Raw genomic sequence first — 14858 nt, 5'->3', positions numbered from 1 at the left:
GCCAACGGCACGACGCCCACGCCGTCCGGGCGCCGGTAGGCATGCTCACCGGTCGTGACGATGACCCGATCGGCGAGGCGGTCACCGATCTGGGCGGGCAGCCAGTCGAGATGATGGTCGTGACCAGCCAATGACGGCCGTCCGCGCGGGGCAGTGCACCAACCACCGCTGGGCCGTCACGAGAGGTTGACCTGCGCCATCACCTGACTGCCCTGCTCACCTTGACCCAGGTGGGTGCTCCAAGTGCCGTGGGAGTCGGTGCCGCACGGGGTGGGCACGTTCTGGCCGTGCGCCGTGCAGGCGAGTGAGAGCACCTTGGCCCCGACCACGGCAAGGGTCGTGTGCTGCACCGGGCTCGAGGTCGTCACGTCGAGTGCCGTGAGCCGGGCCAGCGCGCGCCGGCCCGGGCCGCCCGAGCTCTGGACGACACCGGAAAGGCGGTAGCGCACGTAGAGCCAGTTGGTGGGTGGCAGTGCGAAGGTCGAGACTCCGACCGGGTCGACCGGGGAGGACGCCACCGTCTGCGTGCCGTTGCTGGCGAGGATCAGGTCGCTGATCGCGAGGGCGTGCGGCGGCAGCCCGGCCACGCGGGGCACCCGCAGGTTCACCGAACGCACGGGCAGGTCGGTCCGGATCCAGTGCTTCACCACGACATCGCCGGACGGGAGGACCCGGCTCCGCACCAACGACGAGCCCCGGTCCAGGTGCACCGGCGGGGCGTAGGAATGGCCGTGGACTGCGATCGCCTGCTCCTCGGTCCCGCGGCTGTTCGACCACCAGACGAGGACGCCTACGACGACGGCCGCGGCCACGAGGACCGATAACCAGGCGAGACCCTGCGACCGGGCGGCGGGGGGTACCGACAGAGGTGGTACGGCGAGCGCGGGATCCTCGTCCGGCTCGACGTACGGCGTGAGGTCCGGCTCGTCGAGGACGGCGATCTGCTCGGTCGTCTCCGCGAGGGTCGGCGCCTCGCGTGTCTCGTCCCTGAACGGCCACACGTCGTCCCACCACATCGCGGTGGGGTCGTCGACCGCCCACCGCGTCGCCGGCTCGGTCGACTGCTCCATCGTCGGCTCGGTCGTCGGCTCGGTCGTCGGCTCGGTCGACTGCTCGGTGATCGGCTCGGACGTCGGCTGGGACTCCGCGGCCCGGTCGTGCGGCGGGCGCGGTCGACGCACGGTCGCAGGCTTGTGCGGACGTCGCTTGCTCTTGACGGCGTTCGCCTTGGGCTTGCGCGTCACCTTCTTCTTGCTCCGTGTACTCACGGCGCCCCCCTTCGCCCGACGGCGTGCACGGGTCGAGCTGTGATCACCGCGAGGTTCTGGTAGCCGCCGTGGGTCGGGAGGTACGGACCGGCACAGGTCACCAGCGTCAACCGCCGCGGACCACGAGCGGAGAAGAACCGCGGGTGCCGGGCCAGCGTACCGCGAGGGACGAGTGCCAGCGAGACCACCGAGAAGTCCTGGGTCAGGTGGGTCGAGGACACGGTGATGTGTTGTCCGGGCCGGACCGAGAGGAGGCTGGCATAGGGCCCGAGCCCCTGCGTGAACGAGTCGACGTGCGCCGCCAGCAGCGTGGACCCGAACGGGTCCCCGAGACGAGATCCGCCACGCCACCAGCCCGCGATCCTGATGTCCGCGGGTACGTCGAGGCGGCCGTCGCGCGCCGTGTCGACGGGCTTGATCGGGACGACCGTCCCGCTCGGGAGGACACTGCGCGTGGGGACCTCAGCGCGTGGCGCACCGGCGCGTCGCGCCGGCACGACCGGTGTTGCAGGGTCGCGCACGGACGCCGCCGTACCTCCGGCCGACCGGTGGTGGGCGTGATCCGAGTCGGTGCGTCCCCAGGCGGACCACGCCGCAGTGGCGCACAGGACGGCGGCGAGAGCGACGGCGGCACCGGCTGCAGCCGTTCGAGGACCTCGTCCTGGTGCGAGCACGTCAGCTCAGCCGGATCTGCCCTGCGCACCTCGCCGCCGACGCAACGCCAGCACGAGTCCCGCCGCGATCAGGACTGCGCCGCCCAGCTCGAGCCACGGAACCGTCTGCGGGTCTGACGTCTCGGCTGGCGTGGCGTGGCGCTGCGGCACGCGGAAGGGGTGCACCGCCAGTCCGGCGGCGAGCCCGACCCGGCCGGTGTCGATGCTGCCCGGGACCACGGCGCCGTTGGAGGCGAGCGTGTCGGTGTGGGTGATGACGTTCATCGAGTGGTCTCGTGGGTTGCCGACGGCGTACACCATGGTCACCGTCCCGGCCCGCAGGTCGACGTGCAGCGGACCGAGGATGGCATGCGCCCGGCGGCCGGCGGGGAGCAGAGCGACCACGTGGGGACCGGCCGCGATATCGGCCGTGGCGAACTCGCCGTTGGCGATGTCATGGAAGACGACCTGGCCGTCGACGACCACGTCGGCGGGAGCCACCGTGGCCGTGTGGGCGATCAGGACGCGGGCCTTCCCGGGCGCGATCGGCGCACGCGGCGTCTTGTAGGCGTTGACCACGGGCGCCCCGCCCACCGAGGCGGGCAGGTGGACCACGATGTCGCTGCTGGAGCCGGACGCGACGTCGACGGTCGAGGTGAGTCGGAGCGTGCCCGACGGATCGGTGAACCCGACCCGATGGCGACCCGGGCTGAGGGAGAGCGGGCCGAGGATCGCGCCGACGGGTGTGCCATTGCGGACCATGTGGCCGTCCACGCTCACGTTCAGCGACTCGCTGGGAACCGCTTGCACGATCACGAGCCGTCCAGGAGGTGCGCCGGAATCAGCGCCCGCGGGAGCTCCCACTGCGACCATCAATGCGGCGGCCCCCGCCGCTGCGACGAGACGAGACGAGCTGACCATCTGGCATCCCCCCGAGGCTGCCGGCGGTCCCTCGTAGGACCGCACCGCTTGGCAGGACAACACGCGATCCGAGGGGCGTCAAGGTCGAACGCCGCGGGCTTCACCCATCTGGATGAGCGTGTGGCTGAAACGTCACCAGGCTGTGGCTATCTCGTGGTGATCTCGTGGCGAAGGGCGTCGTACGCCGGGATCAACCGACGAGCAGCGACTTCATGGCCGGGACGATGGCGGCACCGGAGGACGGCGTGAGCCAGATGCGCTCGCCTTCCTCCAGATCGAGCGCGCGGGCGTGCGACCGGGTGGTGACGACCGAGACCTCCTGACCCTGCTCGGTGCCGGCGACGAGGCGCACCTCGAAGCCGACCCGGGTGAGCCGCAGGATGTCCGCCGACGTCCCGCCTGCGAGGTCGGGCGAGCGCGTGATCTCGATGTCGTGCGGTCTCAGCCGGACCCCACCGAGCTGGGTGACCTCACCGAGGAAGCCCATCACGAAGTCGTTCGCCGGCGCGTCGTACAGCGAGTCGGGCGTGCCGACCTGCTCGATCCGGCCGTCGTTGATGACCACGATCTCGTCGGCGACCTCCATCGCCTCCTCCTGGTCGTGGGTGACGAACACCGTCGTCACCGGGACCTCGTCGTGGAGCCGGCGCAGCCAGTCCCGCAGCTCCTTGCGGACCTTCGCGTCGAGGGCACCGAACGGCTCGTCGAGCAGCAGCACCTTGGGTTGTACGGCGAGCGCGCGGGCCAGCGCCATCCGCTGGCGCTGGCCCCCCGACAGCTGGGACGGGAGCCGGTCCGCGAACTGCGAGAGGTGCACGAGACTCAGCAGCTCGTCGACGCGTGCTCGTACCTCGGCCTTGGGCTTTCTGCGGATCTCCAGGCCGAACGCGACGTTCTTGGCGACCGTCATGTGCTTGAACACGGCGTAGTGCTGGAACACGAAGCCGACGTTGCGCTTCTGCGGCGCCATCCGGGTCGCATCGATGCCTTCGATGTTCACCGTGCCGGTGTCGGCCTTCTCCAGGCCGGCGATGATCCGCAACAGCGTGGACTTGCCGCCGCCGGACGGGCCGAGCAGCGCGGTCAGCTGACCGGTGGGCAGCGAGACGTTGACGTCCTCGAGCGCGACGAAGTCGCCGAACAGCTTGTTGACGTTCTTGATCTCGATACTCATGAGGCGGACTCCTTGGGGCGCAACAGGGAGACGACGAGGATGCAGAGGACACTGATCAGGACGAGGATGAACGACACGGCGTACGCCTCGCCCTGGGCGAAGTTGTTGTACTTCTGCTCGACCACGAGTGGTGCGGTCTGGGTCTGACCGGTCAGGTTCCCACTGACGATCTTGAGGGCGCCGAACTCGCCGAGGGAGCGAGCCAGCGAGAGGACGACGCCGTACACGACCGCCCACTTGATGGCCGGCAGGGTGACCCGGCGGAGCACCTGGATGGCGCCGGCACCGAGACTGCGGGCGGCCTGCTCCTGGTCGTCGCCGATCTCCTCGAGGACCGGGACGACCTCGCGGACGACGAGGGGCAGAGCCACGAAGCAGGTGGCCATGATCATCGCGGGACTGTTGAAGATCACCACGATGCCGTGGGACTCCAGGGTCGGGCCGAACCAACCGTCCCGGCCGTTGTAGACCAGCAGCAAGGCGAGGCCGATCACGACCGGCGAGACGGACATCGGCAGGTCGATGAGTGCCGAGAGTGCTCGCTTGCCGGGGAACTCGTAGCGCACGAGCAGCAGACCCATCCCGACTCCGAACACGGTGTTGATCGCGACCGCCCACAAAGCGATCTCGACGGTGACCAGCAGGGAGTGCGTCACGTCGGGGTCGGAGAACGCGGCCTGGAAGCTCGCGAGACCGTCGGCGAAGGAGTTCTGGACCAGCGTGATCATCGGCCAGCCGACCAGCAGGAACACGTAGGCGATCACGACGATGCGAACGGCCCACTTGGCGGGGAGCGACAGGCTAACCACGGCGAGCCATCCTCCGCTGGATCACGTCGAGCGCGACGATCACGAAGAGCGCCACGCCCAGCATGATCGTGGCCAGGGCTGCGGCGGCGGTGCGATCTCCGCCCTCGATGAAGGACAGCACGCGGACCGAGACCACCTCGGTGCGGTACGGCAACATGCCGCTGAGCAGGACCAGCGAGCCGTACTCCGAGATCGCGCGGGCGAACGACAGCGCTGCTCCGGCCGCGATCGCGGGGATGATCGAGGGCAGCACGATCCGGCGCAGGGTCGTGAGGCGCCGTGCGCCCAGCGACGCCGCCGCCTCCTCGACGTCCGCGTCGAGCTCGGCGAGGACCGGCTGGACCGTGCGCACGATGAACGGCAGCGTCACGAAGGCCAGCGCGAGGGTGACGGAGGTCCGGGTGTTGGAGACGTTGATCCCCAACGGGCCCTTCGGGCCGTAGAGACCCAGGAGCACCAGACCGGCGACGATCGTCGGCATCGCGAACGGGATGTCGATGACCAGGTCGAGCAGGCGCTTGCCCCAGAAGCGGTCGCGGACCAGGACCCAGGCGATCAGGGTCCCCATCACGACGTTGATTCCGGTGACGAGGAGTGACTGTCCCACGGTCAGCTTGATCGCTGCCCAGGACTGCGGGTTCGTGAGCGTGTCGACGTACCCGCGCCACCCCTCCTCACCGGCCGTCGCCACGATGGCCGCGAGCGGGATCAGGACGAGCAGGCTGAACCACACCATCGCGATGCCGAGGCCGAGGGCCGACCCGCGGGTGAGGGTCGATCGGACACCCGAACGGCCGCGCCCGACCGCCCGGGTGTCCTGACTGAGGACGGCAGTTGTCATCTGTCAGCTGCCGATGTTGAGGCCCGAGATGATCTTGGTGATGGTCCCGGAGTTCTCGTCGAAGAACTCGGGATCGGCCTTGGCCCAGCCCCCGAAGTCCTGGTCGAGCGTGTACAGGTGCTTGACCTTGGGGAACGGGTCGCTGGGGTTCTCGACACCCGGCACCTCGGTCTGGATCCCGTCGATGACGGGCCGGAAGCCGGCCTTCGCGTAGAGGGTCTGGCCCTCCTTGCTCAGCTGGAAGTCCAGGAAGTCCTGCGCGGCCGGCGACGCGTCCTCCGTGACGGCGGCAGGGTTCTGGATCAGCAGGGTGTCGTTGGGGATCAGGTAGTCCACGGCCTCGCCCGCGGCCCGGGCCTCGATCGAGTCGTTCTCGTAGGCGAGCAGGACGTCCCCGTTGCCGGCGACGAACGAGGCGAGAGCGTCGGCGCCACTTCCCGGCATCGCAATGGTGTTGTGCAGCAGCTTCGTCACGAACGTCGCGGCGCCGGCGTCCGAGCCGGACTCCGCACGCCCGTGGGCCCAGGCGGCGAGGATGTTCCACTTCGCGGATCCGGACGACGCGGGGTTGGGCGTGATCACCTTGACGCCGGGCTTGACCAGGTCATCCCAGCTCGTGATGTGCAGGGGGTTGCCCTTGCGCACCAGGAAGACCACGACGGAGTCGGTGAGGATGCCCTGGGTCGGGGTCTGGTTCCAGCTCTTGTCGACGAGGTTGGCATCCACCAGCTTGGTCATGTCCGGCTCCAGGGACAGGTGCACCTCATCCGCGTGCAGTCCCCCGATGACGGCGCGTGCCTGATCGCCGGAGGCGCCGTACGACGTCGTGAACTTGACGTCCTTGCCGGCGTCGGTCTTCTGGAAGGCCGAGATGACCGGCTCGTTGGCGGTCTTGAGCACCGAGAAGCCCACGACACTGATCGAATTCTTGTCGGACGAGGATCCTGAGGAAGCGGCACATCCGATGAGGACGGCCGAGATGGACGTAGCGGCGACGATGATCGTCGCAAGCCGGATCCGCTTGGTCATGGCGCGATTCTCTCTTCACTCGGGTCTAAGCAACGTAAGTCACGTTGATTGGGTGAGATTACCAGGCGACTAGGTAAACCACGTCATCGGGGTTGGGTACGCGTGTCTCCGCGGCCCCTCGGCGGGCCGGCACTGGTGGGCAGACTCACGGTCGGAAAAGGTGGGATCGGTTCGGTTCGCCACGGGCGCGGGACTATCGTGGGGAGTTGCGCCGAGCACCGGAGACGTCCTCGAGACGCCGGCAGACACGCCCGAGTAGCTGAAGGAAGTGCACGTAGGTGTCCAAGCAGGTCAAGCGGCTCGACCGCGTGATCATCCGGTTCGCTGGCGACTCGGGCGATGGCATGCAGCTGACCGGGGACCGGTTCACCCAGGAGTCCGCGGTCTACGGCAACGACCTCTCGACGTTGCCCAACTTCCCGGCCGAGATCCGCGCCCCGCAGGGCACGCTCCCCGGCGTCTCGTCGTTCCAGGTCCACTTCGCCGACCACGACATCCTCACGCCGGGTGATGCCCCCGACGTGCTGGTCGCGATGAACCCGGCGGCCCTGCGCGCCAACCTCGGCGACCTGCCCAAGGGCGCCACGATCGTCGTCGACACCCATGACTTCACCGCGCGCAACCTGACCAAGGCCGGGTACGCCGACAATCCCCTCGAGGACGAGAGCCTCGAGGAGTACGCCGTCCACGCGCTCGACCTGACCGGCATGACCGTCGAGGCGGTCAAGGAGTTCGGCCTGTCCCGGAAAGACGCCGCCCGGGCGAAGAACATGTTCGCCCTCGGACTGCTCTCCTGGCTGTACGGCCGGCCCACCGAGTCGACGATCGCGTTCCTGCAGAAGCGGTTCGCCAAGGTCCCCGACATCCGCGACGCGAACGTCGCGGCGTACCGAGCGGGCTGGAACTTCGGCGAGACCACCGAGACGTTCGTGGTCTCCTACGAGATCAAGCCGGCGCCGATGCCGACCGGCACCTACCGCAACATCACCGGCAACCTCGCCCTGTCCTACGGGCTCATCGCGGGCGGCGTGCAGTCCGGGCTGCCGATCTTCCTCGGCTCCTACCCGATCACCCCGGCCTCCGACATCCTGCACGAGCTCAGCAAGCACAAGTCGTTCGGCGTCACGACGTTCCAGGCCGAGGACGAGATCGCCGGCATCGGAGCGGCCATCGGGGCGTCGTTCTCCGGGAGCCTCGGCATCACGACCACGTCGGGTCCGGGCATCACGCTGAAGTCCGAGTCGATCGGCCTCGCAGTGATGACCGAGCTGCCCCTCCTCGTCATCGACGTCCAGCGTGGCGGACCGTCGACCGGCCTGCCGACCAAGACCGAGCAGGCCGACCTGCTCCAGGCGATGTTCGGCCGCAACGGCGAGTCACCGGTGCCGATCGTCGCGCCGCGTTCTCCGGGCGACTGCTTCGACGCCGCCCTCGAAGCGATTCGCATCGCGATCACCTACCGCACCCCGGTGATGCTGCTGTCTGACGGCATGCTCGCCAACGGCTCCGAGCCGTGGCGGGTCCCGGAGCTGTCCGAGCTCCCGGAGATCGACCCGGGCTTCGCGACCGAGCCGAACCACGTGGTCTCGACAAGCTCGACCAACGGGAGAGGCTCGACCGACGGCAAGCGCGAGTTCTGGCCGTACCTCCGCGACGAGCAGACCCTCGCCCGGCCGTGGGCGATCCCGGGCACCCCGGGCCTCGAGCACCGCATCGGCGGCCTCGAGAAGGGCGACGGTCACGGCAACATCAGCTACGACCCGGCCAACCACGACTTCATGGTCCGCACCCGCGCCGCCAAGGTGGAGCGCATCGCCGAGTCGTTGCCCCCGCTCGAGGTCGACGACCCCGACGGCAACGCGAAGGTGCTGGTACTCGGCTGGGGCTCGACGTACGGCCCGATCGGCGCCGGCGTACGACGTGTCCGCAAGGCCGGCTACCACGTCGCGCAGGTGCACCTGCGTCACCTGAACCCCCTCCCCCGCGACCTCGGCGAGATCCTCGAGCGCTATGACAAGGTGCTGATCCCCGAGATGAACCTCGGTCAGCTCGCGCTGCTGGTCCGGGCGCGCTACCTGGTGGACGCGGTCGGCTACAACCACGTGCGTGGGCTGCCCCTCAAGGCCGCCGAGCTCGCGGAGGCGATCGGAAACCTGGTCGCCGATGCCGAGGGCATCGAGGTGGACCTCACCGGCGCCGAGACCGTGGACGCCACCACCGGAAGGGACGAGGGATGAGCGGCACCGACCTGGGCCTTCCCGCCGTACGCAGCGGCATCGAGCTGGTGCCGTCGGTCGACGAGGACACGCCGGCCCAGACCGGCAAGGACTTCACCAGCAACCAGGAGGTGCGCTGGTGCCCGGGCTGCGGCGACTACGCCGTGCTCAAGGCCGTGCAGGGCTTCCTGCCCGACCTCGGCCTGCGCCGCGAGAACATCGTGTTCGTCTCCGGGATCGGCTGCTCGTCGCGCTTCCCGTACTACCTCGAGACCTACGGCATGCACTCGATCCATGGGCGTGCGCCGTCGATCGCGACCGGCATCGCCACCTCGCGCGAGGACCTCTCGGTGTGGGTCGTCACCGGTGAGGGCGACGCGCTGTCGATCGGCGGCAACCACCTGATCCACGCGCTGCGCCGTAACGTCAACATGACGATCCTGCTGTTCAACAACCGCATCTACGGCCTCACCAAGGGCCAGTACTCCCCGACGTCCGAGACCGGCAAGATCACCAAGTCCACGCCCATGGGCTCGCTCGACCACCCGTTCAACCCGGTGTCGCTGGCGCTCGGCGCCGAGGCGACATTCGTGGCCCGCACCATCGACTCCGACCGCAAGCACCTCACCGGGGTGCTGTCGGCGGCCGCCGGGCACCGCGGCACGTCGTTCGTCGAGATCTACCAGAACTGCCCGATCTTCAACGACGGCGCGTTCGACGCCGTGAAGTCGCCGGTCACCCGCGACGAGGCGATCATCCCGCTGGTGCACGGCGAGCCGATCCGCTTCGGCACCGACGGGTCTCGCGGCCTGATCCGCGACTCGGCCACCGGGGGCGTCAAGGTCGTCGCGGTCGGAGACGAGCCCGACCAGGTCTCCGCCGACGACGTGCTGGTCCATGACGCGTTCAGCCCCGACGCCACGACGGCGTTCGCGATCTCGCGGCTCACCGACGCCGGCCGGCTGCACCAGGCGCCGATCGGCATCTTCCGCCAGGTCTCCCGCCCGACGTACGACGACCTCGCACGCGACCAGATCGCGCAGGCAGGCGCTGGCGTCACCGGCTCGAAGTCCGAGCGCCTCGCCGCCCTCATCGGGGGCGGCGACACCTGGACCGTGGCGTAGGTCAGCCCCTTTGAGCGAGCAGCGCCGCGGCCTCCTCCTGGGCGTCACGGCGTACGCGATCTGGGGCCTGTTCCCGCTCTACTGGCCGCTGCTCGAGCCGGCCGGGGCGGTCGAGATCCTGGCCCACCGGATCGTGTGGTCTGTCGTGACGATGGCCGTGCTGGTCCTGGTGCTCGGCCGGCGGGCGACGGTCCGCCGGATCGTGGCGGACCACCGGGTCAGGCGCCTGCTGGCGCTCGCCGCCGGCCTGATCACGGTGAACTGGGCGGTCTACATCTGGGGTGTGAACAACGGCCACGTCGTCGAGACGGCACTGGGATACTTCATCAACCCGCTGGTCACCGTGCTGATGGGCGTGTTCATCCTGGGTGAGCGGCTGCGCCGATGGCAGTGGGTCGCGATGGGCGTCGCCGCGCTGGCCGTGGTGGTCCTCACCGTCGACTACGGGCGCCTGCCCTGGGTCGCGGTGGTGCTCGCGCTGACCTTCGGCAGCTACGGACTGTGCAAGAAGCAGGCCGGCGCACCCGCCATCGAGAGCATCGCCTACGAGACGCTGCTGATCGCCCCGCTGGCGCTGGCGTACCTCGGGTGGCTCGGTGCGCGCGGCGACTCGACGTTCGCGAGTCATGGTGCCGGGCACACGCTGCTGTTCATGACCACCGGCGTCGTCACCGCGGTCCCGCTGATCTGCTTCGGGGGCGCGGCGATCCGGGTTCCGTTGGTGACCCTGGGCCTGCTGCAGTACCTCACCCCGATCCTGCAGTTCCTGCTCGGCGTCCTGTACTTCCACGAGGACATGCCGACCGGTCGGTGGATCGGCTTCGTGCTGGTGTGGGGCGCCTTGGCGATCTTCACCGTCGACTCGGTCCGCCACCAACGGCGTAGCGTCCGGCCAGCGACCGAGGTCGCCGGCGTCTAGATCACCCGGGGCGGTGAGCTATCCACGATTCCCGGCGGCGAAACGGTGGACCACCCACCGCCGGGTGACCGGTCAGGTGGAGCGGGTGGCCACGATGTCGGCGAAGTTCTCCAGCGCTTCGCGGACCGGCCCGTCGGGCAGCACCGTGAGCAGGGACTTCGCCTCCTGGGCCCGAGCGACGACGTACGCGCGGGCCTCGCCCATCGCGGGGTGGGCCCGCAGCAGGGTGAGCGCCTCGGTGTGGAGGCCGTCATCGCTGAGGTCGGAGTCGAGCAGCTGCAGCAGCCGGGCATCCTCCCGGCGGGTCGAGGCCTGCGCCATGATCACCGGCAGCGTCGGCACGCCCTCGCGCAGGTCGGTGCCGGGAGTCTTGCCCGACTCCACCGAGTCGGAGGCGATGTCGAGGATGTCATCGGAGAGCTGGAACGCCGTACCGACGATGTCGCCGTACGCCGTCAGCGCCTCCTCCACCTCGGGGGTCGCGCCGCCGAAGCGCGCGCCGTACCGCGCAGAGGTCGCGATCAGCGAGCCGGTCTTCCCGGCCACCACGTCGAGGTAGTGCTCGAGCGGGTCGTCGTCGGGGCTGGGCTTCACGGTCTCCTGGATCTGGCCCTCGACCAGCCGGGTGAACGTCTGGGCCTGGATCCGTACGGCGTTCGCACCGAGCTCGGCGGTGAGCTCCGACGACTTCGAGAAGAGGAAGTCGCCGGTGAGGATCGCCACGTGGTTGTCCCACCGCGCGTTGGCCGACTCGGCTCCGCGACGGAGCGCGGCCTCGTCCATCACGTCGTCGTGGTAGAGCGAGGCCAGGTGGGTCAGCTCCACCACGCAGGCAGCCGTGATCACGTCGTCGGAGTCCGGGTGTGACCCCGCCTCGGCGGCGAGCAGAACCAGGAGCGGGCGGAAGCGCTTGCCGCCGGCCTCCATCAGGTGGCTGGCGGCGCTCGTGACGAACGGCGCGCGACTGCGGACATGGCCGGTGAGGGCGTGCTCGACGGCCTGCATCCGCTCGACGAGGCGACCGGCGAGGGCGTCGTCGGTCACCGGCATCGCGAGTCCGGCATCGCCGGGTCGCGGTGGGGCATCGCTCACCTGATGAATTGTCCCGCAGTCCGGGTCAGATCGAGAACCGGGCCCGGCAGGATGCCCAGGGCGACGGTCGCCGCGGCGGCGATCCCGATCGCGGTCGCGGACAGGATCGACGGGTGCACCACGTGCGCGCTGTCGGAGTCGGGCTCGTGGAAGTACATGACCACGATGACCCGGACATAGAAGTACGCCGCGGCCGCGCTGGCGATCACCGCCACGATCACCACCGGCCAGGCACCGGCCGCGAGCGCCACCTCGAAGACCGCCCACTTCCCGGTGAAGCCGGACGTGAGCGGGATGCCGGCCATGCCCAGCAGGAAGAGCGCGAAGACGCCGGCCACGACCGGCGAGTGCTTGCCCAGCCCGGCCCAGCGGCTGATCGTCGACTGCTCCCCCGCGGAGTCGCGGACGAGCCCGACCACGGCGAAGGCACCGAGTGTGGTGAGGCCGTAGGTGACCAGGTAGAACAGCACGGCTTGGAGCGAGGTGATCTGCCCGGGGTGGATGTCGTTGACGCCCTGGAGGCCGAGGACCCCGGTGAGGAGGAAGCCGGTGTGCGCCACCGACGAGTAGGCGAGCATCCGCTTCATGTCCGTCTGGACGAGGGCGAGCACGGTGCCGACGATCATGGTGAGGATCGCGATCACCCACAGCATCGGTTGCCAGGTCCAGCGCGCCTCGCCGAACGCGACGTAGAACAGCCGCAGCATCGCACCGAACGCCGCCGCCTTCGTCGCCGCCGCCATGAACGCGGTGACGGCGGTGGGGGCACCCTGGTACACGTCGGGCATCCAGGCCTGGAACGGCGCAGCGCCGACCTTGAAGAGCAGGCCGACGGTCAGCATGCCCATGCCGATCACCAGCAGCGTCTGGTTGCCGGCGTTGTTGCGGACGGCCTCGTTGATCGCCCCGAAGTCCATCGAGCCCGCGTAGCCGTAGATGAGGGCCACGCCGTACAGGAAGAAGCCGGAGGAGAAGGCGCCGAGCAGGAAGTACTTCATCGCGGCTTCCTGGCTGAGCAGGCGACGACGGCGCGCCAGGCCGCAGAGCAGGTAGAGCGGGAGCGAGAGCACCTCGAGCGCGACGAACATGGTGAGCAGGTCACCGGACGCCGGGAACAGCATCATCCCGCCGACCGCGAACAGCAGGAGTGGGTAGACCTCGGTGTGGTCAAGCCCCTGCGCCTGTCGCTCGGACTCGGTGCCCGGAAGCGCGGCCGCCTGCCCGGCGAATGCCGAGACTCCGGCCTCGACCCGCCGTTCGGCGAACAGCAGGACGCCGCCGAGGCCGAAGACCAGGACGAGTCCCCAGAGGAACATCGTCGGGCCGTCGAGAGCAATCGTGCCCTCCGACCCGAACAGACCGCGAGCCGTGCCGTCGCCGAGCTTGGGCAGGCCGTTGGCCACGAAGCCGACACCGACCAGGGCCACCACCATGGCGACGAGAGTGGTGCCGAACTGGGCGACGTACCGCCACTTCCGGGGCAGGAACGCCTCGATCAGGACGCCGAGGCAGGCTGCCCCGAAGATCACCAGGATGGGCCACAGCGAGCCGTACTCGAGGTGCGGCTTGACGAAGGTGTCGTCGGCGGCGAGCGCGATCACTGCTGTCCTCCCTGAACGGGCGCGGCATTGGTCGACGTGGCCACGGTCGAGGCCGGGTCGTGGACGCCGACGTGCTGGAGCGTGTCGTCGACGTAGGGGTTGATCACGTTGAGCAGAGGCATCGGGAAGAAGCCGAACACGATCAGCCCGACGAACAGCGGGGCCAGGGTCCCCACCTCACGCCGGTCGAGGTCGGGCGTCTCCGCATCACGACCGCCGACCAGGTCGGGCCCGGTCATCGTGCGCTGGTACATCCACAAGATGTACCAGGCGGTCCACACGATGGCGCTGACCGCGATCGCTCCCACCCACCAGTGGTGCTGGAACGCCGCGATGATCACCAGGATCTCGGAGACGAACGGCGACAGGCCGGGGAGGCTGAGCGCCGCGAGGCCGAAGACCAGGAACAACCCGGCGAGCACCGGCGCGACCTTCTCGACGCCGCCCATCGCCCGGATCGACGCCGTGCCGCGGCGCTTGATCAGGAAGCCGGCCACCAGGAACAGCGCGGCCGTGGCGAGGCCGTGGTTGACCATGTAGAGCACAGCACCCGAGCCGCCCTGACTGGTGAGCAGGAAGATGCCGAGCACGATGAAGCCGAAGTGGCTGATCGACATGTACCCGAACAGCCGCAGCATGTCGTCCTGCCCGATCGCGACCAGTGCGCCGTACACGATGGAGATCAGGGCGAGGGTGATCACCACCGGCGTCGCCCACTGCGAGCCGTCGGGGAGCAGCCCGAGGCAGAAGCGCAGCATCCCGTAGGCACCGATCTTGTCGAGGATGCAGACCAGCAGGACGCTCGTGCCGGTGGTGGCCTGCTCGGTGGTGTCCGGAAGCCAGGTGTGGACCGGGAACAGCGGGGCCTTGACCGCGAACGCGATGAAGAAGCCGACGAACAGCCACTTCTGGGTGTCGGGATCGATGGTGATGCCCTGCAGATCGGTGAAGAGGTACGACGGGGCGCCGCGGCCGGCCGACACGACGTACAGCCCGATCACCGAGGCCAGCATCACCAGACCACCGGCCAGCTGGAAGATCAGGAACTTCACCGCGGCCTTGCGACGCTGGTTGCCGCCGAAGCCGCCGACCAGGAAGTACGCCGGGATCAGCGTCGCCTCGAACACGACGTAGAAGAGGAAGACGTCGGTGGCCGCGAACACCGCGATCGACAACGCCTCGAGCGCCAGGGCCCACGCGAAGAACGCCTT

General features: G+C 69.3%; 13 protein-coding genes. 3 read left to right on the top strand and 10 right to left on the bottom strand.

What is annotated here, in order from left to right; genetic code table 11:
* Nucleotides 1–176: 176 nt before the first annotated feature.
* From VGJ24_RS13315 to VGJ24_RS13285, 7 genes are all read right to left on the bottom strand, one after another.
* Nucleotides 177–1268 carry a hypothetical protein gene (locus VGJ24_RS13315; protein WP_331501111.1) on the bottom strand — a complete coding sequence of 364 codons (1092 nt, stop codon included), beginning with the start codon at nucleotides 1266–1268 and terminating at the stop codon, nucleotides 177–179.
* Nucleotides 1265–1789, bottom strand: coding sequence for a class F sortase (locus VGJ24_RS13310; RefSeq protein ID WP_331501110.1), 525 nt, complete (start codon nucleotides 1787–1789; stop codon nucleotides 1265–1267). Before VGJ24_RS13310 ends, VGJ24_RS13315 begins: the two co-directional genes overlap by 4 nt.
* A gap of 159 nt (nucleotides 1790–1948) precedes the next feature.
* Entirely contained in the window at nucleotides 1949–2794 is an 846-nt protein-coding gene (locus tag VGJ24_RS13305) for a DUF4397 domain-containing protein (protein ID WP_331501166.1), read from the bottom strand.
* Nucleotides 2795–3032: 238 nt separating this feature from the next.
* Nucleotides 3033–4016: a sulfate/molybdate ABC transporter ATP-binding protein gene (locus VGJ24_RS13300; protein WP_331501109.1), complete on the bottom strand. Its 984-nt coding sequence runs from the start codon at nucleotides 4014–4016 to the stop codon at nucleotides 3033–3035.
* Nucleotides 4013–4825, bottom strand: coding sequence for a sulfate ABC transporter permease (locus VGJ24_RS13295; protein ID WP_331501108.1), 813 nt, complete (start codon nucleotides 4823–4825; stop codon nucleotides 4013–4015). The genes VGJ24_RS13300 and VGJ24_RS13295 overlap by 4 nt, the downstream gene beginning before the upstream one ends.
* Nucleotides 4818–5666 (bottom strand): sulfate ABC transporter permease subunit CysT, encoded by an 849-nt coding sequence (gene cysT / locus VGJ24_RS13290; RefSeq protein WP_331501107.1) that lies wholly within the window; start codon nucleotides 5664–5666, stop codon nucleotides 4818–4820. The genes VGJ24_RS13295 and cysT overlap by 8 nt, the downstream gene beginning before the upstream one ends.
* Nucleotides 5667–5669: 3 nt before the next feature.
* Nucleotides 5670–6695 (bottom strand): sulfate ABC transporter substrate-binding protein, encoded by a 1026-nt coding sequence (locus VGJ24_RS13285; protein ID WP_331501106.1) that lies wholly within the window; start codon nucleotides 6693–6695, stop codon nucleotides 5670–5672.
* Nucleotides 6696–6973: 278 nt separating this feature from the next.
* Here VGJ24_RS13285 and VGJ24_RS13280 point away from each other — a divergent pair, with 278 nt between their 5' ends.
* From VGJ24_RS13280 to rarD, 3 genes are read left to right on the top strand one after another with little or no spacing between them, the layout of a single operon-like run.
* Entirely contained in the window at nucleotides 6974–8932 is a 1959-nt protein-coding gene (locus tag VGJ24_RS13280) for a 2-oxoacid:acceptor oxidoreductase subunit alpha (protein WP_331501105.1), read from the top strand.
* Nucleotides 8929–10035, top strand: coding sequence for a 2-oxoacid:ferredoxin oxidoreductase subunit beta (locus tag VGJ24_RS13275; protein ID WP_331501104.1), 1107 nt, complete (start codon nucleotides 8929–8931; stop codon nucleotides 10033–10035). The genes VGJ24_RS13280 and VGJ24_RS13275 overlap by 4 nt, the downstream gene beginning before the upstream one ends.
* Nucleotides 10036–10045: 10 nt before the next feature.
* Nucleotides 10046–10954 carry an EamA family transporter RarD gene (gene rarD, locus VGJ24_RS13270; RefSeq protein WP_331501103.1) on the top strand — a complete coding sequence of 303 codons (909 nt, stop codon included), beginning with the start codon at nucleotides 10046–10048 and terminating at the stop codon, nucleotides 10952–10954.
* 72 nt (nucleotides 10955–11026) lie between these two features.
* On the opposite strand, the gene VGJ24_RS13265 is transcribed toward rarD, so the two are convergent.
* The 3 genes from VGJ24_RS13265 to VGJ24_RS13255 form a co-directional block, all read right to left on the bottom strand.
* Entirely contained in the window at nucleotides 11027–12004 is a 978-nt protein-coding gene (locus tag VGJ24_RS13265; protein WP_414691080.1) for a polyprenyl synthetase family protein, read from the bottom strand.
* A 38-nt stretch (nucleotides 12005–12042) separates the two neighbouring features.
* Nucleotides 12043–13647, bottom strand: coding sequence for an NADH-quinone oxidoreductase subunit NuoN (gene nuoN, locus VGJ24_RS13260; protein WP_331501102.1), 1605 nt, complete (start codon nucleotides 13645–13647; stop codon nucleotides 12043–12045).
* Nucleotides 13644–14858 (bottom strand): NADH-quinone oxidoreductase subunit M (locus VGJ24_RS13255; RefSeq protein ID WP_331501101.1); only part of this gene is annotated, 1215 nt, incomplete at its 5' end. The genes nuoN and VGJ24_RS13255, both read right to left, overlap by 4 nt.

It is taken from the genome of Nocardioides sp. (assembly GCF_036493135.1).
Taxonomy (GTDB): Bacteria; Actinomycetota; Actinomycetes; order Propionibacteriales; family Nocardioidaceae; genus Nocardioides.
Note: the sequence above shows the minus strand (reverse complement) of the source record. Positions and strands in the feature narration are given on the sequence as shown.